Raw genomic sequence first — 23,865 nt, 5'->3', positions numbered from 1 at the left:
CAGCAGGACCTTCCGAAGCGTAGCGACATCCCGACTCAAGCGCCCACGAAGAGCGAGAGCACGAGCACGCCCACGAGCCCGATGAGCGATTGGAGCGAGAGCTGCAGCGTCCAGGTCACGGACCTGATCGTCGCCGGGCACCATCACGAGATCGCCGGGGTGGACACGGTGATGATCACGCCCGCGGAAGGAACAGCGGCGTACTACGTGCTCTCCGGTACGACTCTCCAGCGAGACATCGCCGAGGGGGAGATCATCTCCGTCGACGATGTCGACGGCATCGATGGCCGAGTGCTCGAGCTGAATCAGGCTGTTCAGGAGGTATGACAGGCACTCCAGGCCCGGACCGCCGTCGCCCCGCGGATTCCCCAGAATCAGCTCCCCAGTCCAGCGGTCCACCTCGCGGACCCGGTGGACGTGCGCCAGGCCAATACTCCCCTGTCCCGTCTCGACGAGTTTCGTCATCACGGGGATCAGTCGCTTCTCCTCGACTCCGGTCCTGACTCCCTCGAACGCAGGACTGTCCCCCCGGTCATGGCCTGTTCACCAGGAAGGAGTCGTCCGGTGTCGTCTGATCGGCCCGGCGCACCCCAGCTCTGACCCGGAGCACGGGAGAGCCTCGCCGCACGGGCGTTGTGCGACTCCCGCGGCTCCCGCGGCTCCCGCGGCTGCCGCGGGTCACATGGTTCCGGGCACCGGGCACCGGGCGCCGGGCGGCCCCGGGCATCCGGCGCGTCGCCCCGGGGTGGACGCCGGGAGCGGGATGCGATGGGATCGGCGCATGAGCACTCCCTTCGCCATCGTCGGCATCGACGCCCTGACCGGCGAGCGGGACGGCGCCGTGCACCGCGACTGGACCGTCAGCGTCGGCGCCGACGGCCTGATCACCTCCGCAGGCCCCTCGGCGCAGATCGATCTCCCGCCGACCCTGTCGCGGATCGACGGCGCGGGGAAGTTCCTCGTGCCCGGGATGATCAACGCCCACGCGCATCTGTTCGCCGACGGCAGGCCGCTCTCCTCGATCTACACGAACCCGAGGATCGCAGGGCACCTGACGCGCGCCATGCACACCCCGCCGGGCCGCGCGCTCCTGCGCCGTCGGACCCGTCAGAACGCGCTGACCCAGCTGCACTCGGGGGTCACCACGATCCGGACCGTCGGCGACACGGACGACGAGGTCATCCACGTCCGCGAGCAGATCGACAGCGGCGAGATCACGGGCCCGAGGCTGCTGCCCGCCGGCCCGCTGATGGCGATCACGGGCGGACACGGCGCTCCGCAGATCGCGCTGATCGGCGATGATCCGGAGACCGCCCGCGCCAACACGCGCCGCAACCTGCGTCGGGGCGCGCAGGCGATCAAGATCGCGGCGACCGGCGGGGTCACGGACGCCCTGGACGTCGGTCATGCCGGGAGGCTGGAGATGCCCGAGGCGTCGATGCGTGCCGTCTGCGAGGAGGCCCACGCGGCGGGAGTGCTGGTCGCGGCGCACGCCCAGGGCCGGGAGGGGGTGCTCGCAGCGCTCCGTGCCGGAGTCGACACGATCGAGCACGGTGCGACACTCGTGCCGGAGAGCATCGAGCTCTTCCATGACAACCCCGCCTCCCTGCGCGGCTGGTCTGCGCTGGTCCCGACTCTCCTGGCGTGCATCCCGCTGGTCCGGTTCGATCCGCAGGTCACGGGCCTCGGAGAGGTGGTGCAGGGGAACGCCCGCATGGTGCTCGACGAGATGCTGACGGGAGCGCAGCAGGCGATCGAGCACGGGATCGCTCTCGGGATCGGCACCGACTCGGGCGTCAGCTACTCCACCCACTCGAGCTTCTGGCGCGAGCTCGATCTCTATCCGCGTCTCCTCGGCGTCGATCCCGCCGCGGTGCTCCACACGGCGACTGCCGGCAACGCCTCCATCCTCGGGCTGGAGGGCGTCACCGGACGCCTCGCCCCGGGGCTCTCGGCCGATCTCGTGGTCCTCGAGGCCGACCCCCTGGAGTCGTTCGAGGCCCTCGCCGAGCCCTCGATGGTGGTGGTCCGGGGCGAGCGCATCGTCCGCCCAGAGATCCGCCGCATCCCCGACATCGACGCGCAGCTCGACACCCTGCGCGTCTGAGCCCCGCACCGGACGGCCGTGGTCGGGTGGGGCGTCGTCCCCCGGGTCTGTCCGCGGACCGGTGGGCGGGATGCACGCAGGTCGGGGCCCAGCACAGCGCGTCCACAGCCCGGCTCGCCGGGCCCCTCGGCCCCGTACTCTGGAGCGCATGCACGAGACCTCCTCCGCCGAGACGATCCCGCCCTCCGCGATCGACGACATCGACAACGAGGTCACGGCGGAGGTCCCCGCGACCGAACCGGCGCCCGCGCAGACCCCGAGCGCCTCGTCGGCGGGTGATCCCGCCCTGCAGGTCCTTTCCACGGTCTTCGGCTACGACTCCTTCCGCGGCGAGCAGGCGCAGATCATCGACCAGGTCAGCGGCGGCGGCGACGCGGTCGTGCTCATGCCCACCGGCGGCGGCAAGTCGCTGTGCTACCAGATCCCGTCGCTGATCAGACCCGGCACCGGGATCGTGATCTCCCCGCTGATCGCGTTGATGGCCGACCAGGTGGCGGCGCTCGAGACCAACGGCATCCGCGCCGCCTACCTCAACTCCACGCTCGAGATGCACGAGGCGCAGGCGGTCGAGCAGCAGCTGCTCGCCGGCGAGCTCGACCTGCTGTACATGGCGCCCGAGCGCCTGGTCCTCCCCCGCACGGTCCAGCTTCTGCAGCGCGCCGACCTCGCCCTGTTCGCGATCGACGAGGCCCACTGCGTGGCCCAGTGGGGGCACGACTTCCGGCCCGACTACCTGGGCCTCTCGATGCTCGCCGAGACCTTCCCGGACGTCCCGCGGATCGCGCTGACCGCGACCGCGACGCGCGAGACCCACCGGGAGATCACCGAGAACCTGCGGATGCAGGATGCGCGGCACTTCGTCTCGAGCTTCGACCGGCCCAACATCCAGTACCGCATCGACCCCAAGGCGTCCCCGCGCGAGCAGCTGCTGCGGCTGATCCGCAGCGAGCATCCCGGCGAGGCGGGGATCGTCTACTGCCTCTCGCGCAAGGGCGTCGAGCAGACCGCCGCCTGGCTCGCCGAGCGCGGGGTCGCCGCCCTGCCGTACCACGCGGGCCTCGACGCGGCCGTGCGCCACGACCACCAGGAGCGCTTCCTGCGCGAGGACGGCCTGGTCATCGTCGCGACCATCGCCTTCGGCATGGGGATCGACAAGCCCGACGTCCGCTTCGTCGCCCACCTGGACCTGCCCAAGTCCATCGAGGGCTACTACCAGGAGACCGGCCGCGCGGGCCGCGACGGGCAGCCCTCGACCGCCTGGATGGCCTACGGACTGGGCGACCTGGTCAGCCAGCGCCGCTTCATCGACACCGGGGAGGGCTCCGAGCCCTTCAAGCGCAACGCCCGCGCGCACCTGGACGCGATGCTCGCCCTGTGCGAGACGGTCAGCTGCCGCCGCGTGCAGCTGCTGCACTATTTCGGCCAGGAGTCCGAGCCCTGCGGGAACTGTGACGTGTGCCTGAACCCGCCGAGCACGTGGGATGCGACCGTGCCCGCGCAGAAGCTGCTCTCGGCGCTGATCCGCCTGGACCGCGAGCGCGGCCAGCAGTTCGGCTCCGGGCAGGTGATCGACGTGCTGCGCGGCAAGCACAACGACCGCTCCGCCCAGTCCCGCCACCAGGAGCTGAGCGTCTGGGGCATCGGCGAGGACCTCTCCGAGCGCGAGTGGCGCACGGTGCTGCGGCAGCTGCTGTCCCGGAGGATCGTCGAGGCGGTCGGGGAGTACGGGGTGCTGGTGCCCGGGGAGCACGCGGGGCCCGTGCTGCGCGGGGAGGTCACCGTGGAGCTCGCCGTCGACCGCTCCCCCGCGAAGGCGCCGCGGTCGCGGGGCGCGGGGCGCGGAGGGGGTGCGGGCGGCGCGTCGCGGGCGGCGGCCTCGCTCGAGTCCGCGCAGCAGGAGGTCTTCGAGCGCCTGCGGGCGTGGCGCACCTCGGTCGCGAAGGAGAAGCAGATCGCCCCGTACATGGTCTTCTCCGACGCCACGCTGGTGGGGATCGTCGAGCTGCGGCCGACGAGCGTGGACCAGCTGGGCGGCGTCAGCGGCGTGGGCGCGAAGAAGCTCGCCGAGTACGGCGAGGACGTGCTCGAGGTGCTCGAGGGGAGCTGATCTCCCGGGCGGGCCCGCCCGTGCATTCAGCCCTGGGTGATCCCGTCGACGAAGGCGTCGATGGCCTGCTCGTTCGAGCGGGGCCCGCCGGCGCCCCAGATGCGCGGCGGGAAGGCGTGCGCGCGCCCCGCCTTCACGGCGGGCAGGGAGCTCCAGATGTCGTTCTTCTGCATCTCGTCGATGTAGCTGCCCTCTCCGGTGCCCTCGTCGTTCGCATAGAAGAGGTTCGCGTCGCCCACCGCGGTGAGGCCCTCGACGTCGGTCTGGGTGAGGCCGTACTCCTCGCTCACGCCGCCGGTGCCGTAGGCCTCCTCGAGGTCGTCGTCCCAGGCGGACGTGAGGCCCAGCTCCTTGCCGAGCTCGGTGAACAGGGCGCCGTCGGTGTACGGGCGGATGGTGAGGTTGCCGCCCTCGACCCAGCCGTCGAAGAACAGGAACTCCTTCGTCTCCAGGTCCGCGTCCTGGACCTCCTTCTTGGCGGCGGCGAGGTGGTCGTCGAACTCTTCGAGCACGGCATCCGCGCGCTCGGAGCGCCCGGTGGCCTCGCCGATCATGGAGAACACGCCCTTCATGTTGCCGATCGGGTCGTCGGGGTCCGCGCCCAGGGTCGCGAGCACGGGCACGCCGGTCTTCTCGATCTGGCCGATGATCTCGTCGTCCTTGCTGAAGGCCTCGACCACGACGAGGTCGGGGTCGAGCGAGAGCACCGTGTCCAGGTCGGGTTCGCCGCGGGTGCCGACGTCCTCGACGCCCTCGGGGAGGGTCTCGGCGCTGTCCCAGGTGCGGAAGCCGTCGGGCTCGGAGACGCCGACGGGCTGCACGCACTGGCTCAGGGCGTCCTCGACCTGCTGCCATTCGAGGACGACGACGCGCTGCGCGGGCTTCTCGAGCTCGACCGTGCGGCCGACGCCGTCGGTGATCGAGACCGGGTCGTCCGAGGTGGCGGTCGTGTCCTGCGCACAGTCCTTCGAGATCGCCGCCGCGGCCGAGCCGCCGTCGGACGCCGCGGAGTCGGCCGACGAGGAGGAGACGTCGGTCGTGCCGCAGGCGCCCAGGGCCAGGGTGAGGGCCCCGGCGGCGAGCGCGGAGGCGGCTGCGGCGAGGCGGCGCGGGCGGGCACGGAGGGAGGAGGACATCGAGGGCCTTTCGGGGAGCGCGGGATCCCGGGCTCCGGAAGCGCCCGAGGTGAGGGCAGCAGTGCCGCGATCAGATTAGGTGACCCTCACCGAGTCCGCAATCACGACCTCAAGACGTCTGATCAGGGTTTTCGGACACCTGTCGCGAGGTGTGCGCCGGGCGTGCGCCCGGTGACGCGGTGGAAGGCGTCGATGAAGGTGCTGGGCTGGGAGCAGCCCAGGATCCGCGAGACCTCCTGCACCTCACGGCCCTCGCCGAGCAGGCGCAGCGCGTGATGGATGCGCAGCGTCTGCCGCCAGCGCGCGAAGGACAGCCCGGTCGCGGCGCGGAACGCCCTGCTGACCGTGCGTGTGCTCAGCCCCGCCTCGCGGGACCAGGCGGGCAGGTCGCGCGGGTCGGCGGGATCGGCGAGCAGGGCGCGCGCGATCGGGTCGATGCGTGGATCGCCCGGCAGGCGCAGGTCGAGGGCGGGGGCCGACGGCTCGAGGACGTCCAGGACCACCGCCTCCGCGCGCGACCGCGCGGCGGGCGCGAGGTCGCGGCGGGTGAGATGCAGCAGGAGGGACTCGAGCAGCGGCGTCATCACCAGGGTCGTCGCCGCTCCGAGCGGCTCCGGCAGGGCGGCGGGGGCGAAGAACGCGTCGCACAGCTCGACGTCGGCCGTGAGCCGGCCCGCGTGCTCCACCCCGGCGGGGATCCACAGGCCCTGGCCCTCGGGGACGGTCACCAGCAGATCGTCGACGCGCGCGGTCATCGTCCCGCCGCGCACCCACACCAGCTCGTGCAGCGGATGGGTGTGGGCGGGGTACTCGGAGGGCGCGCCGGACAGATGCGCCTCGGCGTGGATGGTGAACGCCGCGGGGGCGTCCTCGGGCAGAGGGTCGACGTCGTAGGTGACGGTGCCGGACTCGCGCGCCCAGGCCCCGAGACTCGCGGGAGCACTCACCCCTGGTCCGGATGGGCCGGGACCACCATGACCGGTCCGCCGGCCCCGTGCAGCACGCCGCGGGAGACCGAGCCCAGCAGGGCGCTCTTCACGGTGCCGCGCCCGCGGGTGCCGAGCACGGTGAGAGGCGCGTCGCGGCTCTGCTCGGCCAGCAGCTCGATGCTGTTGCCGACCTCGACGACGACCTCGATCTCGAGGTCCGGGTGCTCCGCGCGCAGCGGGGCGATGCGGTCCTCGACCATGCCCTCGAGCTCGACGCGGCGCTCCTCCACGGACACGTGGTCGTCCGAGTACGTGGGGTACCAGTAGGTCCACTCGTCCAGCAGGGGCATCGCGACGAACACCCGCAGGGCCGTCCCGAGCCTCTCGGCCTGACGGGCGGCGGTGCGCAGCACGAGGCGGCTCTGCTCCGACCCGTCGACCCCCGCGACCACGGGCCCGCGGCCGGCTGCAGGGGCGCTGTCGGATGATCCGTCGGCCCGCTCGCGGCGGGGCACGACGACCGTGGGGCATCGGGAGTGGGCGGGCAGCCCGGAGGCGACCGAGCCGAGCACGCGCCCGGCGAAGCCGCCGCGACCGCGCGATCCCACGACCACGAGCTTCGCCTTCCCGGAGGCGTCCACGAGCACCCCTGTCGCATCGCCCTTGGCGGAGCGGAAGGTGAGCGGGCCGGGATGGTCCTTGACGATCTCGGCGGCCTCCTCGAGGGTCGCCCGGGCGGCGGCCTTACCGGCGTCGTCGGCCTCGTGGGGCATCGAGGCGAGGTTCGCGTAGAAGGCGCCCGGCGCGGCGTAGGCGGTCACCACGGTGAGTCCGCTGCCGCGCCGTCGGGCCTCGTCGGCAGCGAAGTCCAGGGCGGATCGGGCCTGCTCGGAGCCGTCGAAGCCGACGAGCACCTCCAGGTCTCGGTCTGCGGAGTCGAAGGGGATCTGGTCGTCCATGACTGACCTCCCGGCGAGAGTGACCAGCGGTTCCGTATCCCTCAGGCTAGCAACCGGGGCGCGGGAGCGGGAGGGGCGGGCGAGAGCCCCGTGGCGTCCGTGCCCCTCCCCCACGACCCTGCCCTTGCCGGCCCGCCCGATACCCTGGAGCGTGTGATCGGAACGGACGTCGCAGTGCTGCTCGGGCTCGCGGCGGCGACGTTCGTCGGGGCGCTCGCGCAGCGCTCGACGGGCATGGGCTTCGCGCTCCTCGCCTCGCCGTTCCTGGTCCTCGTGCTGGGGCCGCTGCAGGGGATCCTCGTGGTCAACGTGTGCGGAGCGCTGTCCGCGCTGCTGAACCTCACCCAGGTGCGCAGGGACGTCGACCGGAAGCGGCTGCGGGTCCTCGCGCCGATGGGCGTGATCGGGGTGATCCCCGGTGCGATCGCCGTGGCCGTCCTGCCGGCGGCGTCCCTGATGATCGCGGTGAGCACGATCGTGCTGCTGGGGCTGCTGCTCACCCTCGCGATGCGCGGGCGCACGGTCCCGGACTCCCCTGAACTCGGCGTCGCGGGCGGCCTGGCCTCGGGGTTCATGAACGTCACGGCCGGCGTGGGCGGGCCGGGCGTGGTGATCTACGCGCGCGCCACCGGTTGGGAGCACCGCGGCTTCGCGGCGACCGCGCAGGTGCAGTTCATGATCCTCAGCATCGTCTCGCTGGTGGCCAAGCGGGCGCTGCCCACGCTCTCCGCCACCGGCTGGACCGTGCTGATCGCTGCGCTGCTGCTGGGCGTGATCGCGGGCGGCCGGGTCTCCCGGAGGGTCGATGGCGAGAGCGCCATGCGGATCGTGCTGGTGGTCGCGCTCGCGGGGGCGCTGATGGCGCTCGTGCGCGGAGTGCTGCTGCTGGTGTGAGGGCAGGGTCTAGGCTCTAAATCCCTCGCGCCCCCTTGATCGGACCCCCATGCCCTGGAGCACGCGCCAGCTCGCCGACCTCGCCGGCACCACCGTGAACACGGTGCGCCACTACCACCAGATCGGTCTCCTCCCCGAGCCCGAGCGCCGCAGCAACGGCTACAAGCAGTACACCGTCCCCCATCTGGTGCGTCTGCTGCGTATCCGCCGGCTCGTCGACCTCGGCGTTCCGCTCGCGCGGATCGACAGCATCGATGACCTGGCGCAGGGAGACGACGCGACGTCGGGGGACGGGGATGGCGCGGATGGCGGAGAGAGCTCCGTGTCGACGACCCTGCGCGAGCTCGACGAGGAGCTGCGATCGCGCATCGCCCAGCTCGAGGAGGCGCGCACGCAGATCGCAGCGCTGCTCGCCGGCGGCGCTCCCGCCCATACGCCGCCGGGGTTCGAGTCGGTGAGCGCCGGCATGAGCGAGGCCGATCGATCGCTGATCCAGATCTACGCGGAGCTGTATCGGCCCGAGGCCCTGGCCGACGTGCGCTCGATGGTCGAGGCGTCCGACGAGACATCGCGACGCTTCGACGAGCTCCCGTCCGACGCCGACGAGGCCTCTCGGCAGCGGCTCGCGGAGGATCTGCTCCCCCGGCTGCAGGCCCAGGTCGAGGCGCACCCATGGCTGCGCGATCCTGCCCCGCAGTACCAGAAGAGCAGGTCGGAGACGCGGAACGCGCTGCGCGATGCGCTGCACGAGATCTACAACGACGCCCAGCTCGACGTCATCGCGCGCGTCGAGCGGCTCGCAGAGCACCAGACCCCTTGACCGTGTGGTGACCACACAGTCTTGTCTGGTCGTCCAGTCACCGACCGGTCCGCTCACCAGGGCCGCCGAAGGAGGACCACGATGACCGACCGACGCACCGCTCCCAACTCGAACGCTCTCCCGGCCGCCTCTCCGACCACGCGCCCATCGGGCCCGGGCTGGCCGGAGATCCTCGTGGGCCTCGTCGTCTACGTGATCTGCTTCGGACTCGTCTTCCTGCTGCTGCCGCTCGCGGGCGGCGGCGCGCTGGGCGGGATCATCGGCCTGTTCGTCTCCGGCGCGATGGGGCTGATCGCCTTCGGCGCCGCCTGGGCGCTGCGCATCCGCTCGGCCGCGGCCTTCGGGTTCCGACGCGCGAGCGGCCGACAGCTGCTCGCCGGGGCGGGGCTCGGCGTGCTCGCGGCGATCATCGGCAGCGCGCTCACCGTCGCCTACGTGATGCTCTCCGGCGACATGCAGTCCCCCCAGTCCAGCTACCAAGCGGCCTCGACGGGCGGGGCGCTCTCCCTGGTCCTCACGCTCGTCGGCGGATCGATCATCACCCCGATCGGCGAGGAGTCGCTGTTCCGCGGGGTGGTCGCGAACGCCCTGCTCAGCCGGTATGGAGCATGGATCGGCGCGCTCGCGAGCGCGATCGTCTTCGCCCTGTTCCACGGCATCAACACGGTGCTGCCCTCGGCCTTCATGGTCGGCCTGTTCGCCGCCCTGCTGTTCTGCCGCACCGGCTCGATCTGGCCGGGCGTGGTCCTGCACGGCACCAACAACCTGGTCAGCTCGCTGCTGCCGCTCGCGCTCGCGGGCATGGCCGCGGGGGCGTGAGGGGCGCGAGCGAGCGCGCACTCCACGCCTGATCCCCCGCCGCCCAAGCGCGTCACTTGCACATGCGGAAGGTCTTGCCTCCGGGCATTCCGTATCGCTTGCCGGTGTATCCGCCGGGGTTCGAATACGGGATCTCCGGGCCGTACGGCGCGCAGCTCGATCCCGAGGAGGACGACCCCGAGCTCCGCTTCGAGCCGCTCGACGAGCCCGACCGGCCCTTCGAACTCGAACTCTTCGGCCCGCTCTTCGTCCCGCCGGAGCCCTTCGAGTCCTTCGAGGACGACGATTTCGAGCCCCCTGTGCTGCGCGATGAGCTCGAGCTGCTCCCCCTGCTGGTGGATCCACTGCGGCTCTTCGTACGGGAGGAGCCGGCGGCCTCGTCGGCGCTCGAGGACGACGACTTCTTCGGCGACGATCCGTTCGAGGAGGAGGACCCCTTCGAGGACGACGACTGCTTGGACGAGGATGGCGTCTTGGGAGCGGAAGACGGGTTCGACGGCGATCTCTTCGAGGAGCTCGAGGGCTTCGAGGGACTCGACGTCCCCGTGACTTTCTTCTTCGTCGTGCGCTCCTGCTGCGATGACCTCGACTTCTGCTCCGCACTCTCCGATGCGCGCGCCTGGCGAGCCTTCTCCTCCTGTGCCTCGCTCTCGGCGTGCTCCTTCTCGTGACTTTCCTGTGTCTGCCTGTCGTCGAAGGTGGTCTTGGCCTTCGTGAGGTCGGAGCGCTTCCGCTGGGCGGAGTCGCGCTGCTCGGTCGCCTTCTCGCGCAGGGAGTCGATGTAGGGGGTCATGGTGCTCGTTGCGAAGACGATGTTCCCGAGGTCCGAGAAGCTGCGGGCATCGAGCGCGACGACGAATGCGTCGGCATCGGCGACGGCGTCCTCCGCACCTCCGAGCGCTTCCGCCGGGTCGCCGTCCACCTGCGAGGGGACAGCATCGACGGCCTCCGCGACCTGCTGCGCCTGCGCCGGGAGCGTGCATTCGACCGATGGGGAGAAGAGCCCCGCCTGTTCGCGCTGAGCCTCCTCGGATGCGCGAGTGACCTCGCCGAGGAAGCGATCGTTCGGCTCGAAGAGGACGGGCAGACCGAGGCCCTCGGCTGCGATCTCGGCGTTCACCAGCGAGCCCGACTCGAACACCGCCGCAAGGGTGCGGTCGTACCGATCCGTGCGCTCCTGGTCGTACTCCAGCTCGATCTCGGTGCCGGCAGGGAGCCGCTTCTCGAGGAACGCGCTCGCCTCCGGCCCCATGCACTGCACCGGCTCGTCGGGATCCTTCGTCTCGGGGGTGTCGATATTCAGCAGACGCACCCGCACGTCGTCCCCGTCGATGCGAGCGACCAGCGTGTCCCCGTCGATCACCCTCACGACTTCTCCGCGGGTGTCGTCGTCGCCGAAGGCCGCGACCGCCCCGGTGATCCCCACGGCGGCGACAGCGCCGATCGCCAACAATCGGACCGCCCATGCCGGTCCCCTCGATGGACGCGCCCCGCCGACGGGTCTCGCTCCGCCCTGAATACGCACGGCTTCGTCTCCCGGACTCAGTGCTGGCGCCCATGCGCCCCGCAGATGAGGGAAGACTACGAGAAACCTGGGACATTTCAGGATTGTTTCTGAACATTGCCGCGCACCCGTCCCCCGGCCCGCCCTGCGACCCCGCTGACCAGCGCCTCGAGCGGTCCGCGGGAGCCGCGCGCCGAGAGCACGAGGCCGATCAGCACGACGACGGCGAGGTGCGCGAGCAGGATCCAGACGCCCGCGATGAACCACGGAGCGCTCTCGAAGGCGTCGGGGCCCGCGACGACGAGCGCGGCGATCATCGCGGCGCCGGTGAGCACCACGTGGATCGTGTAGATCGTGAGCGGCGCGGCGCCGGCCGCGCGGAGTGCCCGCGGCAGCGCGCCGGCGAGGTGTCGGGCCGGCGGGATCACGAGCATGAGCAGGGCGATCACGGCGACGGAGACGCCGGCCGTCGCGATGATGTCGGCGATCGAACCGGTGTGCGGGGTCGCCAGGGCCTGCATCCAGAGGTCGCTACGGAGCGGTGCGCCGAAACCGTGGAGGTCCAGGAGCATCTTGTCCTCGCCCTGCGCGAGCGCCCATGCCTTCACCGCGGCCGAGGTGCCGTAGGCGATCACCGCCGCGCCGACGCCGGTGCCGAGCACCGTGAGGGACCAGCGGCGCACGCGTCCCGCCTCGATCGCCCCGAGCAGGGAGCGCATGAGGATGACGCCGAGCAGCAGGTACGGCAGCCACGTGATCAGCGGATACATGCCGGTGAGCGCGAGCCCGCGCAGCAGCGTCAGGGGCTCGAGCACGTTCATCGGGGTCACGTTGCCGATCTCCTGGACGATGCGGAGGTCCGAGCGGACGCTCGCGTTCAGCCAGCCGCCGACGGCGGTGAGGACGAGCGCGATGGCCGCCAGCACGCGGCTCGAGCACAGCAGCAGGGGCGCGGTGATCATCATCCCCAGGCCGAAGGGCACGAGGACGACCACCACCCAGGTGGGCACGAAGCCGAGCAGCAGGCCGATCGCGAGGACGAGCGCCCCGCGGACGATGCCGCTGCGCACGGCCCCGGCGCGGTCTCCGGCTGCGAGCCGCTTCCGGGAGGCGAGCACGAGGCTGCAGCCGCCGATCACGGCGAACAGCGCCGCGGAGGTGCCCTCGGTGAGGACGCTCGCGATCCGGGCCGCAGCGTTCTGCCAGGGCGATCCTGCGGGTGCGGCGCCCAACGGCACCAGCAGGTGGGCGGCCATCATGCCGACGATCGCGACGAGTCGCGCGAGGTCGAGCGCCTCGAGGCGGGCGGGGCCGGCGGAGGGAGAGGGGCCGGTCACGGTGGCGACCGGCGCTGACCGGGGATGAGGGGAGGTGGTGGTGTGCATGCCCCCGAGACTCTCGTTCCCACCAGCGCGTTCGCGTCATGCTGGGGTCCCTGTGCACTGCCACCGTGCGCCGATCTCCCCCTCAGTCCACGGTCTGACGCGCGCAGGGGGCAGAGCCTGGTTCAGCAGGATTCGTAGCGATAGCCGTCGGCGTCCTGGGCGACGAGGTCGCGGTCCCTCAGGATCGTCAGTGGTGCGCGGTCCGGGAGGGCGCACACGTCGGCGAAGGTCATCCCGGCGTCCTCGAGGCTGTCGGGGTACTCGATCTGCAGGACGTGGGCGCCGTAGACGCCCGTGTACGCGGCGCATTCGTCGTAGGCGCCGCATTCCTCGGCGACGGCGAAGTCGAAGCCGAGCTCCTCGTGCGCCGTCGCCGTGATCTCGGCGGCGTTCTTCTGGGCGATCGCGAGCCCGGATTCGTGCGCGAGGTCCACGTAGGCGGAGGCGAGGGCCATCGCACCGTTCTCGTCGATCCGGTCGAACCGGTCGAAGGTGTCGAGGTTGTCGATCTCGACGGCGTCGTAGCCGACCGCGGCGCAGCCCGTGATCACCGGGGCGAGGACCTCCAGGATGTCGTCGCGCTGCGTCGAGCCGGACGGATCGAGGATGTACTCGTCGTCCCAGTCGGGGTCGGTGACCAGGTCGCCGTGCGCGTCGTGCAGCAGCAGATCGGCGTGCTCCTCCCACATCGCGGCGTCGTCGGGCTGGGTCTGGAAGCCGTTGACGTAGCAGACGTTGTAGGCGCCCTTCAGCGGTTCGGCGGTCGCATCGCGCACGACCACGTCGATCGGGTCCGACGGCGTGTAGGCACCCCCGAGCTGATAGTCGAAGGCGCCGCTGGTGGGAGGCAGCTCCGGGGTGTGCTCCCCCTCCGAGGAGGGATGATCGGAGGGCGCCGCGTCAGGATCATCGGCCGATCCCCGCGAGACCGGCGACATCGACCTGCCGTCGGCCTCCGCGTCCTCTCCTGCGCAGGCCGCGGCCATCAGCAGCACCAGAGCCGCCGTCGCGGCGCCCCGCCTCGTCCGTCCCATCCGGCCTGCCCTCTTCTTCTCGGTTCCGCAGCACCTGGGCTCAGCAGCCCGCACGGGCGTCCACGTGCCGCCCGTGCGGGTCGCGCTCAGTTCGCCGGCGTGCGCGTCTCGGCGCTGATGAACCAGGCCTGCTGCTCGAGCTTCTCGATGATGCCGTGGAGGATGTCGGCAGAGGTCGGATCGGCCTCGTCGACCTCGTCGTGGACGTAGCGCATGCTGCCGACGGTCGCCTCGATCGCCGAGGTCACGAGGTCGATCGCGTCGTGGGTGAGCACCTCGCCCTGGGGGAACTCGGGCAGGGAGTTCTGCTCGGCGACGACCGCGGGGCGGCCGTCGGGCGTGGCATGGAGTGCGCGCATCCGCTCGGCGATGTCGTCGGCGGCCTCCCGCGCGATGTCCACGACCTCGTCGAGGTTCAGGTGCAGGTCGCGGAAGTTCGGGCCCACGATGTTCCAGTGGGCCTGCTTGCCCACGAGGTGCAGGGCCGTGAGCTCCACGAGCACGCGCTGCAGGTTCTTGGCCAGGGCGTCGGAGGCGAGGAAGCCTCCCTCGGCGTTCTCACGCCGCGTGCGCTCGGCTCCGGCCGGGGTCGGGACGTCGACGGTCTCGTTCATCGTGCATCTCCTTCGTTCGACGGTGGACGCCTCCGACGCTACGCGGCGACCACATGGTGGACAAGGGGGCGCGAGCGGACGCGGGAGCGCGGAGGGGCGCAGGCCTGACGCGGGGCCCGCGGGCCGACGGCGGTCCCGCCCCGTAGCATCTGCTGCGAGGCGCGGCGCCGATGCCGCCCCGGAAGGACTCCTCGGCCCATGCCCAGCGACCCGACCACATCCCCTGGCCGCCCGAACATCCTGATCCTGATGACGGACCAGCAGCGCACCGGCTTCACCGCCGGTGCGGGCGGCCCGGACTCGATGCCCCGCGTGGATGCGCTGCTCGAGGACGGCACGCGCTTCGAGCGGGCGTACACGAGCGCGCCCGCGTGCGTCCCGGCCCGCACGAGCCTGCTCACCGGCCGCTTCCCCTCGGCGCACCGCGTGCGCCAGAACTCCACGCCCCAGCAGGCCGTCTATTCCTCGGACCTGCTGGACGTGCTGCGTGGGCGCGGCTATCGCCTGCACTTCGCGGGCAAGCCCCACATGCACGCCCAGCCCGAGGACTTCGACGCCTATCACGGGCCGTTCATGCACGAGGGCGGCCCCGCGGACAGCACCGAGCAGGAGGCCTTCGACGCCTGGCTGCACGAGCTCGACCACTCGGTCGCCCACGACCCGGCCCCGTTCGGCCCCGAGGTGCAGCTGCCGGCCCGGATCATCGACGGGGCGATCCGGGACCTCGACGCGAGGGCGGGCGAGGACCCGTTCCTGCTGTGGGTCTCGTTCCCCGAGCCCCACAACCCCTACCAGGTGCCCGAGCCCTACTTCAGCATGTTCGACCCCGCCGAGGTCCCCGACCGGAAGGTCGGTCCCGAGGTCCTGGACCGGATGGGATGGAGGTTCCGCTGGCTGCACTCGCTGATCGAGGAGAAGCGCCCTGGCTTCGACACCGAGTGGAGGCGACTGCGGACTAACTACCTGGGGATGCTCCGGCTCATCGATGACCAGATCGGTCGGCTGCTGGACCGTCTGGGGCCCGCGCTCGAGGACACCGTCGTGGTCGTTCTCAGCGACCACGGGGACCTCGTCGGCGAGTACGGCCTGCAGCGCAAGGGCGCGGGGCTGCCGGAGGCGCTGGTGCGGATCCCGCTGGGCATCGCCGGCCCCGGCATCACCGCCCAGCGACGCCGGGAGCCGGTCTCGATCGTGGACGTGCTGCCGACGGTCTGCGAGCTCGTCGGGGCGCCGTTCCCGCCGGGTGTGCAGGGCAGGTCCCTGCTCCCGCTGCTCGCGGGCGAAGAGGCGCCGGCCGAGGAGTTCTCCACGATGTACGCGGAGCACGGGTACGGGGGCGTCTCGTACGGGGAGGGCGACCGGCCGCCCCTCCACTTCCCCTACGAGGGGCGCTCCTTCGACGAGCTGAACTCCGTCACCCAGAGCGGCGAGATGCGGATGGTCGTCGGCGACCGGTACAAGCTGATCGCCGACGACCTCGGGACCTTCTCCCTCCACGACCTGCAGGAGGACCCCGCCGAGGTCCACGACCTCATCGACGACCCCGCGCTCGCCGAGGTCCGGGAGGGCCTGCTGCGTGGGCTCGCCCTGTGGATGATGCGCGTGGCCGACGACCTCCCCGAGGGTGCCTACCGCCCGGGCACGGCGCCGCACAATTGGCGGTGGGCGGACCCGTCCGCGCGCACCTGACGACACGGCGCCGGATCCGACGTACGGTCGAGGGTCCCGGGGCTCGGAGCGGCCGGGCCCTGCCGCATGGAAGGACCTGCTCATGGACACGGTCACCCTCGGATCCTCCGGACTCCGCGTCTCCCGTCTGGCGCTCGGGACCATCCCCTTCGGCTCAGGCGGCGGCTTCGAGAAGATCGCCGGCCTCGGCGTCGAGGAGGCCCGCAGGCAGCTCGACGAGGCCCTGTCTCGCGGCGTGAACTTCATCGACACCGCGAACATCTACTCCGCGGGCGACTCCGAGCGCGTCCTCGGGAAGGCGATGAGCGGTCGTCGGGAGGACATCGTGCTCACCTCCAAGACGCGCAGCCCCATGGGTGAGGGACCCAACGACTCCGGGGCGAGCAGGATCCACGTGCGGCGCTCCGTCGACCAGAGCCTCGAGCGCCTGGGCACCGATCACCTCGACCTGCTGTACATGCACCAGTGGGACGGACAGACCCCGATCCTCGAGACCATCCGCGTCGCGAACGAGCTCATCCGCGAGGGCAAGATCCGCTACTGGGGAGTGTCGAACTACAGCGGCTGGCAGCTCGCGAAGACCGTCTACGAGGCGCGGATGGCCGGTCTCGAGGGCCCCGTCGCCCAGCAGGTCTACTACACGCCCGAGGCCCGCGAGATCGAGTACGAGATCCTCCCCGCCGCACGGGACCTGGGCGTGGGGACGTTCGCCTGGAGCCCCCTCGGCGAGGGGCTGCTGACCGGAAAGGTGCGACGCGGCGAGAAGACCTCGCCCGATACCCGCCAGGGCGCGGGCTGGCCCGAGCCGCACGTGGTCGACCGCGAGCGCGCCTTCGACATCATCGAGCAGCTCGACGAGATCGCGGGCGACCTCGGCTGGAGCATTCCGCAGGTCGTGATCGCCTGGATCCTCGGACGCCCCGGGATCGCCGGCGCGGTGATCGCGGCCCGCAGGTTCGACGAGTTCGTGGAGGACCTCGAGGCCGGCGACCTCACGCTGCCGGACGACGCCCGGGACCGCCTCACCGCGCTCACCCAGCAGCCCGCCTACTACCCGCTCTGGCACCGCCTGCTGAACGGCCAGGACCGCCCCGAGCCCGCCGAGTCCGAGTTCTACGCCGAGCACCAGCGCGCACTCGACAGCCGCTCCTGAGCGGGGACATCCTCGGGGCGCATCGGGCCGCGCCGGGTCGGGGGCCGGGGCGCGGACGGGGCCCATGCTCCGCCCCGGGTCACGTCGGCTACTTGATCCCCGTGCTGGCGATGCCCTGCACGAACTGCTTCTGGAAGGCCAGGAACACGACCAGGATCGGCAGCACGGTGATCGAGGCGACCGCCATCACCGCTCCCCAGGGCGAGGCGAAGGCGGGGTTGTTGGTCAGCGTGGACAGGGCGACGGGGATCGTGAGGTTCTCGTTGCCCTGCAGCACCACCATCGGCCACAGGAAGTCGTTCCAGCGCGCCATGAAGGCGAGGATGACGAGCACGCCGATCAGCGGTCCGCAGGTGGGCAGGACGACGGAGAAGAACGCTCGCATCTCCCCGGCGCCGTCCACGCGAGCGGCCTCGACCAGAGCGTCGGGGACGCTCAGCATGAACTGCCGGGCGATGAAGATCCCGACCACGTCGAAGGCGGTGGGCAGGATGACCGCGAGGGGCGAGTCGACGAGCCCGAGGCGCGCCACCACCAGGAACGACGGGACCAGGGTCACCTGGATCGGGATCATGATCGTGACCATGAACGCCGCGTAGATCAGCCCCTTGCCGGCGAAGCGGAACTTCGCGAGCGCATATCCCGCGCCGAGGGAGACAGCGACCGAGATCGCCGTGGTCACGCACGCGATCAGGAGGGAGTTGCCGATCCATCGCCAGACGGGCTGGGTCGCGAAGACCTCGGCATAGTTGGCGAGGCTCGGGTGCGAGGGCCACAGGTAGAAGGTGGAGCTCTGCGACTGGCCGCCCGGCGTGAGTGCCGAGACCAGCATCCAGTAGAGCGGGAAGACCATGAGCAGGGCGAGCACGGCCAGTCCGGACACGAGCAGCCAGCTGCGAGGGCTCGTGGCGCGGCGACGCCCGAGGTCATGCCCCGTGCCTCCCTCAGCTCCGTGTCCGCCGCGTCGTCCGCCGGTGGTCCGCGGAGTCCTGCGAGGGACCGCCGTGCGGTCCGCAGCGTCCGCGGCCCCAGGATTCGTCGTCGTGTTCACAGGAAGCTCTCCGCTCTCTTGGCCGCGCGCTGGCGCAGCAGGGTGAAGATCAGCAGGATCGCGACCAGCACGAGCCCGAGAGCCGCCGCGTAGCCCATGCGGGCGTCCTGGAAGGCGGAGCGAAACACGTACTGGATCAGCACGGTCGTAGAGAACCCGGGACCGCCGCCGGTCATCACGTAGATGACGTCGAACGCCTGCAGGGAGAAGACCACGTTGAGGATCAGCAGGATCGAGGTGGTCGGGGTGAGCATCGGCAGGGTGATCGCCCTGAACCTCGCCCAGGGCCCGGCGCCGTCGATCGCGGCGGCCTCGCGCACCTCCGCGGGGATCGACTGCAGGGCGCCGAGGTAGATGACCATGCAGAAGCCGATGCGGGTCCAGACCACCACGATGATCAGCGTCAGCATCGCCATCCGCGGCGAGGTCAGCCAGGGCAGGCGGTCCAGGCCGAGCATCTCGAGCGCGTTGTTCGCGACGCCGTAGTCGGTGTTGAAGATCCAGGACATGACCACGCCGACGACGACGCCGGCGGCGACCATCGGGACGAAGAACATGGCACGCAGCACCGAGCGTCCGGGGAGGGGCCTGTTCAGGGCGATCGCGAGCCCCAGCCCGATCGCCATCGCCGTGGGCACCGTGCCCACGGTGAAGACGAGGGTGTTCAGCAGTGCGGTGCGGAACAGGCGGTCGGAGCCGAGCTGGGAGAAGTTGTCCAGGCCCACCCATCTCCCCTCGCCCAGAGTCTGCGTGTCTTGGAAGCTGAGGGTGATCGCGATGATGATCGGGATCAGGGAGAAGGCGAGGAACAGGAGCGCGGCGGGGCCGACGAACATGTAGGGCACGAACCGTCCGGCCCTGCTGCGCGTCGCGGGTCCTCCGCCGGTCGGGGCGTCAGCGCTGCGTGACACTGAGCATCGCCTCCATCATCTGGGTCGACGTCTCCTGGGGAGTGAGCTCGCCGAGCAGGCACAGATCCAGGTAGTCGCCGAAGACCGCGTTGAGGGAGCTGAAGAACTCGCCGGACTGCGCCTTCACCATCGACAGGGGAATCGTGGAGCCCTGATCGATGAACTGCTGCATGACATCGGTGTGGTCGGCGTACTGGATCGACTCCGCGTCCAAAGACGTGCGCGAGGGGATCCAGTTCCCGTTGTGGCAGAACTTCTGGATGGCATCCCTGCTGGTCAGGTAGGCCACGAGCTCGGCGGCGAGCTCCGGGTCCTTGGAGGACCTGGTCACGGCGAGGGCATTCCCTCCGAGGTCGGAGGCCTCCCCCGAGTTCCTGATCATCGGCGCGATTCCCCACTGCCCCTTCATGCTCTCGTCGAAGGCGGCGATGGCCTCGGGGTTCGTCAGCGCCATGCCGACCTGTCCCGTGAGGAACAGGTCGTGGTCGACGTGCCCGCCGCCCGACTTGCTCATGTTGCTGGGACTGACGAGCCCCTTCTCGTACCAGCTGCGGCCGAAGGCGAGAGCGTCGATCGCCTCGTCGGAGTCCATCGACGGCGTCAGCCCGTCGTCCCCGAGGAACGCGCCGCCGTTCTGGTAGATCAGCGGCATCCAGCGGTACGCCGTGTCCGCGCCGCTCCATCCGTAGGAGAAGGCGTATCTGCCCGTGGCCTTCTTGACCTCCTCGGCGATCTCGAGGAACTGCTTCCAGGTCCAGGCGTCCTCGAGGCGCTGCGGCGGATCCACGCCGATGGTGTCCATGACCTCGCGGTCGTAGAAGGTGATGAAGTTGTCGGTGTGCTGGAAGATGCCGAACAGGCCGTTCTCCCGCTGTCCGATGGCCCAGAACGGGTCGCTCCAATCCTTCCTGTAGTCCTTCGGGACCGCGTCCGTGAGGTCGATGAGACTGCCGTTGGCGGCATACCTGCCGATCTGCTGCGGGGTGATCCTGATGATGTCGGGAGCGAGGTCCGCCGCCAGACGGGTGATGAACCATTGGTGGAAGGAGCCCGTCGTGACCTCGACGGACACCGACGTCCCCGGGTGGTCGGCGACGAACTCATCGGCGATCGCCTGGTACGAGTCCAGGTCGACGGGGATGTTCCACGAGCTCAATCTCAGGTGCTTCGTACTGGTGGCGCCGCCGCTGCATGCGGCGAGCGCGCCGGTCATCGAGATGCCGGCCACGGCCAGGATCTGGCGACGCCCGATGTCGGGGGCTCTCACGCTGTCACTCTCCTTCGAGTCACGGCTGGATGGGGCCGCCGGCCGAGGCATCGGCACGCCGGCCGGCGGTGTGCGGAGGGCGCGGGCGGATGGTCCCCCCGCTCCGCATCTCCGAGCTCTGCTCAGCTCTCGTCTCGGCGCTGCCCTTCCGGGCGCAGCGCGCGCGGGAGCAGCTCGCGGTGCGCCTCGAGCAGCTCGCCGGTCATGGCGCGCGCCTGCTCGAGCGTGAGCTGGGCCGAGGTCAGCGGATCGAGCGCCACGGCCTGGAACACGTTCTCGACGTCACCGGTCAGCGCCGCGCGCACGGCGAGGGTCTGCACGTTGACGTTGGTGCGGTTCAGGGCCGCGAGCTGCGGCGGGAGGTCGCCGACGGAGGTCGGCTGCACACCCCTGGCATCGACCAGGCAGGGCACCTCGACGCAGGCGTCGGCCGGGAGGTTCGTGATGAGGGCGCCCCGGTTCGGCACGTTCCCGTGCACGACGCTGGGTGTGCCGGTGACGATCGAGTTCACGATCTGCGCGCCGTACTCGACGCTCGGCGCGAGCTCGGCCTTCAACCGCTCGAGCTGGTCGTCGATGTCGCCCTGGTCGTCGTGCGCGGCGCAGATCTCGAAGTAGTCCCAGCGCTCGGGGATGTACTCCTTCGTGGTCTCCGGATCCTTGCGGAAGTAGGGCACGTACTCCGAGGCGTGATGGCTGGACTCGGTCTGGAAGTACCCGAAGGTGTTCATGATCGACGTGCGCACCTGCTCGTTGCCGCCCTCGTAGGTGCTGGCGGCCTCCGCGGCCTCGGAGTGGTCGCCGTCGTCCCCGGCGAGGTCCGCGGCGGCGCGGCCGGGCCGGTGCCGCTGCGCCATCACCTCGCGCAGACGCGGGTAGAGGTCCTCCTGGCCGCGGAACAGCTCGAGCACCCACGCCTGGTGGTTGATGCCCGCGCAGCGGTAGGAGACCTCGTCGTAGGGGACGTCGAGGGTGCGGGCGAGCATCCGCGTGGTCCCCTGCACGCTGTGGCACAGCCCCACGGTGCGCAGGCCCTGGGCGTTGAGGTACGCGGTCGCCATGGCCATCGGGTTCGCGTAGTTGATGAAGGCGGCGTCGGGGCACACCTCGAGGGCGTCGGCCGCGATCTCGGCGTAGGCGGGGACGGAGCGCAGGAAGCGGAACACCCCGCCGGGGCCGACGGTGTCGCCGACGGCCTGGTCGATGCCGTACTTCCGCGGAATCTCGACGTCGTGCCGGTAGGACGGGATCCCGCCCACCTGGAAGGTGATGACGACGACGTCGGCACCCTCGAGGGCCGCGCGGCGATCGGTCGTCTCCTCGACCCTGGCGGCGAAGCCGTGATGGGCCACGAGGTCGCGGGCGGCCCGGGCCACGGGACCGAGCTTCTCGGGCCGCACGTCCATGAGGCACAGGGTCGCGTCGCGCAGGGCGGGGAAGCTGAGGATGTCGCCGATCAGACGGAAGGGGAACACGTACCCGCCGGCGCCGATGATGGTGATCTTGGGGGAGGTGACGAACGTCTTCGTGGTCATGCGCCCACGCTATGGACGCACCACGGGGGAGGTCTCGCGGGATCATGCGCCGTTCTTCCAGGATCCTTCGGTCTCGGCCAGGATCCGCAGCAGGGCGCTCATCGACGCCGCGGCTCCGCGGATCAGAGGCTCCGCTGACCGATCACTTCATCCCGTGCACCCCGTCGACCGTCAGCCAGTCGACGTCGCCCGCGCAGGCGTGCAGTCCGTCCTGGGCGACGTACTGCGCCTTCGTGGAGCCCGGCGCGTAGATGCGCCAGCCATCGGCGTCGGTCGCCCTGCACTCGTCGCCGAGGGGGCCGCCGCCGTCGCCCACGTCGACCGCCTTCAGCGATGCCTCGGCGTGGCCGTTCGGGATGAGGACTGCCGCTCTGCCGGCCTGTCCGCGCTGCGCGGCCTTCCCGAGCTGGGTGCCGTTGCCGTCGCCGACAGCGGAGACGCCCGGGTACCCGCCGATGCGGCACGGGTCATCGCCGGTGTTCGTGAAGGAGATCGTGAACATGACGCTGCCCGCTGCCGCGTCGCCCTGGTCGACGGAGATCTTCAGGTGCAAGGCGGTGCAGTCGGAGACCTGGTCGTTGCTGCCGCCGCCGTCCGCCTTCCCCGAGGCGGTCCCGGACCCCGACCCCTTGGAGGCCGCCGACGAGCCGCCGGAGTCGTCGGAGTCGCCGTCCGAGGATGCAGAGGGCGTCGAGGAGTCGGAGCCTGCGGACGAGGAGCCGTCGGATGCCTGATCCGACGACGCATCCGACCCGCCGTCGGAGCTCGCGCCCGAGCCGCTCCCGCCGTCGTCGGAGGCCCCGTCGGACGCCTCCTGGTCCGTCCCCCCGCTGTCGCTCGCCGTCGATCCGGACTGCGCGGCGTCATCGGACCCGCCGTCGGACCCGTTCCCGCAGCTCGCGGCACCGAGGGCCAGGAGAGTCGTGGCCGAGAGCGCGCACGCGCTGCGGGTGATGGTGCGGATGCTCATGACGCTGCTGCGCATGATGTCGCCTCGATCCTTCGTGCCCGATGGGACCTCGACGTTACGCCTCCTGCCCGTCGGCGTCGGGGCGCGGCCCCTACTGTGAAGCCATGGCAGGCTCCCCAGACTCGAGGTCCGAGGTGGTCGCCGCGGATCAGGGGCTGTGGTGCCGCCGCGGCGACCCGCCCGTCATGGAGACGATGCACCGCCACAACGACATCGAGGTCAACGTGGTGGTGCGCGGGGAGCTGCGGTACCTGCACGCCGGCGCTCCGCTGATCGTGCGCGAGGGGCGGATCGCCATGTTCTGGGCGACCCAGCCCCACGGGCTCGTGGACTCGCAGCCGGGCGACGTGTGCTGGGTCCACGTGCCGCTCGCGACCGCGATGCGCTGGAGGCTGCCGGAGGAGGCGGTCGGGGCTCTGCTGCGCGCCCGGCCGCTGGTGATCGAGGCGCCGGATCTGGTGGCGCGGTTCGCGGGGATGACGAGCCTCTGGCTCGAGGAGATCGGCGACGGGGCGCGTGAGGAGTTCGCCCTGCTCGAGATCCGTGCCGCCCTCCTGCGGATCCTGCAGGCGGAGACCGAGCACGCCTCCCCGGCCGGACCGTCGGGCGGAGGGAGACGCGGCCTGACCGCCGAGCGCCTGGAGCACGTGCGCACGATGGCACAGGTGGTCATGGACGGCTTCCGGGAGGAGCTCGCCGTGGCCGACCTCGCGAGCGCAGTCCACCTCGCCCCTTCGCACGCGATGACGGTGTTCCGCCAGGCGGTCGGCGTCACGATCGGCGAGTACCTCGCCATGTGCCGGGTCGCCGAGGCGCAGCGCCTGCTGATCACGACCGATCTCACTACGGCGGAGATCGCCTCGGCGAGCGGCTTCGGATCGCTCAGCAGCTTCTACAGCCACGTCACGGCCGCCTGCGGCATGGCTCCGCGTGAATATCGACGCCTGGGGCACTGACCCCTGCTGAACCCTGCGCCGCGCC

At 71.1% G+C, this 23,865-nt stretch carries 21 protein-coding genes; 9 read left to right on the top strand and 12 right to left on the bottom strand.

The window, feature by feature from the left end:
- Nucleotides 1-81 precede the first annotated feature (81 nt).
- The 3 genes from ACFQ53_RS01295 (at nt 82) to recQ (ending at nt 4,214) form a co-directional block, all read left to right on the top strand.
- Nucleotides 82-327, top strand: a complete 246-nt coding sequence (locus ACFQ53_RS01295) for a hypothetical protein (protein WP_377854200.1) — start codon at nt 82-84, stop codon at nt 325-327.
- A gap of 454 nt (nt 328-781) precedes the next feature.
- On the top strand, nt 782-2,107 hold the full coding sequence (locus tag ACFQ53_RS01290; RefSeq protein ID WP_377854197.1) for an amidohydrolase family protein: 1,326 nt from the start codon (nt 782-784) through the stop codon (nt 2,105-2,107).
- 148 nt (nt 2,108-2,255) lie between these two features.
- A complete protein-coding gene (recQ, locus tag ACFQ53_RS01285; protein WP_377854194.1) occupies nt 2,256-4,214 on the top strand; it encodes a DNA helicase RecQ in 1,959 nt (652 codons plus the stop codon).
- Nucleotides 4,215-4,240: 26 nt separating this feature from the next.
- Here recQ and ACFQ53_RS01280 read toward each other — a convergent pair whose 3' ends face one another.
- The 3 genes from ACFQ53_RS01280 to ACFQ53_RS01270 all read right to left on the bottom strand — a co-directional run bounded on the left by ACFQ53_RS01280 (nt 4,241) and on the right by ACFQ53_RS01270 (nt 7,238).
- Nucleotides 4,241-5,350, bottom strand: a complete 1,110-nt coding sequence (locus ACFQ53_RS01280; RefSeq protein ID WP_377854191.1) for an ABC transporter substrate-binding protein — start codon at nt 5,348-5,350, stop codon at nt 4,241-4,243.
- A gap of 122 nt (nt 5,351-5,472) precedes the next feature.
- A complete protein-coding gene (locus tag ACFQ53_RS01275; RefSeq protein WP_377854188.1) occupies nt 5,473-6,297 on the bottom strand; it encodes a helix-turn-helix domain-containing protein in 825 nt (274 codons plus the stop codon).
- A complete protein-coding gene (locus tag ACFQ53_RS01270) occupies nt 6,294-7,238 on the bottom strand; it encodes a universal stress protein (RefSeq protein ID WP_377854185.1) in 945 nt (314 codons plus the stop codon). Before ACFQ53_RS01270 ends, ACFQ53_RS01275 begins: the two co-directional genes overlap by 4 nt.
- Before the next feature lie 153 nt (nt 7,239-7,391).
- Here ACFQ53_RS01270 and ACFQ53_RS01265 point away from each other — a divergent pair, with 153 nt between their 5' ends.
- The 3 genes from ACFQ53_RS01265 to ACFQ53_RS01255 all read left to right on the top strand — a co-directional run bounded on the left by ACFQ53_RS01265 (nt 7,392) and on the right by ACFQ53_RS01255 (nt 9,771).
- Nucleotides 7,392-8,132 (top strand): TSUP family transporter, encoded by a 741-nt coding sequence (locus ACFQ53_RS01265; RefSeq protein ID WP_377854183.1) that lies wholly within the window; start codon nt 7,392-7,394, stop codon nt 8,130-8,132.
- 49 nt (nt 8,133-8,181) lie between these two features.
- Nucleotides 8,182-8,952, top strand: coding sequence for a MerR family transcriptional regulator (locus tag ACFQ53_RS01260; RefSeq protein WP_377854180.1), 771 nt, complete (start codon nt 8,182-8,184; stop codon nt 8,950-8,952).
- Between the two features lie 81 nt (nt 8,953-9,033).
- The gene (locus ACFQ53_RS01255) at nt 9,034-9,771 is read left to right on the top strand and encodes a CPBP family intramembrane glutamic endopeptidase (RefSeq protein WP_377854177.1); all 738 of its coding nucleotides are present in this window, start codon (nt 9,034-9,036) and stop codon (nt 9,769-9,771) included.
- A gap of 52 nt (nt 9,772-9,823) precedes the next feature.
- Here the strand turns inward: ACFQ53_RS01255 and ACFQ53_RS01250 are convergent, their stop codons facing one another.
- The 4 genes from ACFQ53_RS01250 to ACFQ53_RS01235 all read right to left on the bottom strand — a co-directional run bounded on the left by ACFQ53_RS01250 (nt 9,824) and on the right by ACFQ53_RS01235 (nt 14,308).
- Entirely contained in the window at nt 9,824-11,221 is a 1,398-nt protein-coding gene (locus ACFQ53_RS01250; RefSeq protein ID WP_377854174.1) for a thermonuclease family protein, read from the bottom strand.
- A gap of 152 nt (nt 11,222-11,373) precedes the next feature.
- Nucleotides 11,374-12,660 carry a heparan-alpha-glucosaminide N-acetyltransferase domain-containing protein gene (locus tag ACFQ53_RS01245; RefSeq protein ID WP_377854172.1) on the bottom strand — a complete coding sequence of 429 codons (1,287 nt, stop codon included), beginning with the start codon at nt 12,658-12,660 and terminating at the stop codon, nt 11,374-11,376.
- A 122-nt stretch (nt 12,661-12,782) separates the two neighbouring features.
- Entirely contained in the window at nt 12,783-13,694 is a 912-nt protein-coding gene (locus ACFQ53_RS01240) for an endo alpha-1,4 polygalactosaminidase (RefSeq protein WP_377854169.1), read from the bottom strand.
- 86 nt (nt 13,695-13,780) lie between these two features.
- On the bottom strand, nt 13,781-14,308 hold the full coding sequence (locus tag ACFQ53_RS01235) for a Dps family protein (protein WP_377854166.1): 528 nt from the start codon (nt 14,306-14,308) through the stop codon (nt 13,781-13,783).
- Between the two features lie 198 nt (nt 14,309-14,506).
- Between ACFQ53_RS01235 and ACFQ53_RS01230 the strand changes: the two genes are divergently transcribed.
- Complete coding sequence (locus ACFQ53_RS01230; protein ID WP_377854164.1) at nt 14,507-15,997, top strand: sulfatase-like hydrolase/transferase; 1,491 nt, start codon at nt 14,507-14,509, stop codon at nt 15,995-15,997.
- A gap of 82 nt (nt 15,998-16,079) precedes the next feature.
- Nucleotides 16,080-17,150, top strand: coding sequence for an aldo/keto reductase (locus ACFQ53_RS01225; RefSeq protein ID WP_377854161.1), 1,071 nt, complete (start codon nt 16,080-16,082; stop codon nt 17,148-17,150).
- An 88-nt stretch (nt 17,151-17,238) separates the two neighbouring features.
- Here the strand turns inward: ACFQ53_RS01225 and ACFQ53_RS01220 are convergent, their stop codons facing one another.
- The 5 genes from ACFQ53_RS01220 to ACFQ53_RS01200 form a co-directional block, all read right to left on the bottom strand.
- Complete coding sequence (locus ACFQ53_RS01220; RefSeq protein ID WP_377854158.1) at nt 17,239-18,033, bottom strand: carbohydrate ABC transporter permease; 795 nt, start codon at nt 18,031-18,033, stop codon at nt 17,239-17,241.
- A gap of 164 nt (nt 18,034-18,197) precedes the next feature.
- Entirely contained in the window at nt 18,198-19,037 is an 840-nt protein-coding gene (locus ACFQ53_RS01215; RefSeq protein WP_377854482.1) for a carbohydrate ABC transporter permease, read from the bottom strand.
- A 58-nt stretch (nt 19,038-19,095) separates the two neighbouring features.
- Nucleotides 19,096-20,379, bottom strand: coding sequence for an ABC transporter substrate-binding protein (locus ACFQ53_RS01210; protein ID WP_377854156.1), 1,284 nt, complete (start codon nt 20,377-20,379; stop codon nt 19,096-19,098).
- 122 nt (nt 20,380-20,501) lie between these two features.
- The gene (melA, locus tag ACFQ53_RS01205; RefSeq protein WP_377854153.1) at nt 20,502-21,914 is read right to left on the bottom strand and encodes an alpha-galactosidase; all 1,413 of its coding nucleotides are present in this window, start codon (nt 21,912-21,914) and stop codon (nt 20,502-20,504) included.
- 142 nt (nt 21,915-22,056) lie between these two features.
- Entirely contained in the window at nt 22,057-22,899 is an 843-nt protein-coding gene (locus ACFQ53_RS01200) for a DUF4232 domain-containing protein (RefSeq protein ID WP_377854150.1), read from the bottom strand.
- Nucleotides 22,900-22,988: 89 nt separating this feature from the next.
- Here ACFQ53_RS01200 and ACFQ53_RS01195 point away from each other — a divergent pair, with 89 nt between their 5' ends.
- Nucleotides 22,989-23,840, top strand: coding sequence for a helix-turn-helix domain-containing protein (locus ACFQ53_RS01195; protein WP_377854147.1), 852 nt, complete (start codon nt 22,989-22,991; stop codon nt 23,838-23,840).
- Nucleotides 23,841-23,865: the final 25 nt, after the last annotated feature.

Source organism: Brachybacterium sp. NPDC056505, from assembly GCF_042794925.1.
In the GTDB taxonomy this organism is placed as follows: domain Bacteria; phylum Actinomycetota; class Actinomycetes; order Actinomycetales; family Dermabacteraceae; genus Brachybacterium; species Brachybacterium kimchii.
This window is presented reverse-complemented; position numbering and strand designations above follow the sequence as displayed.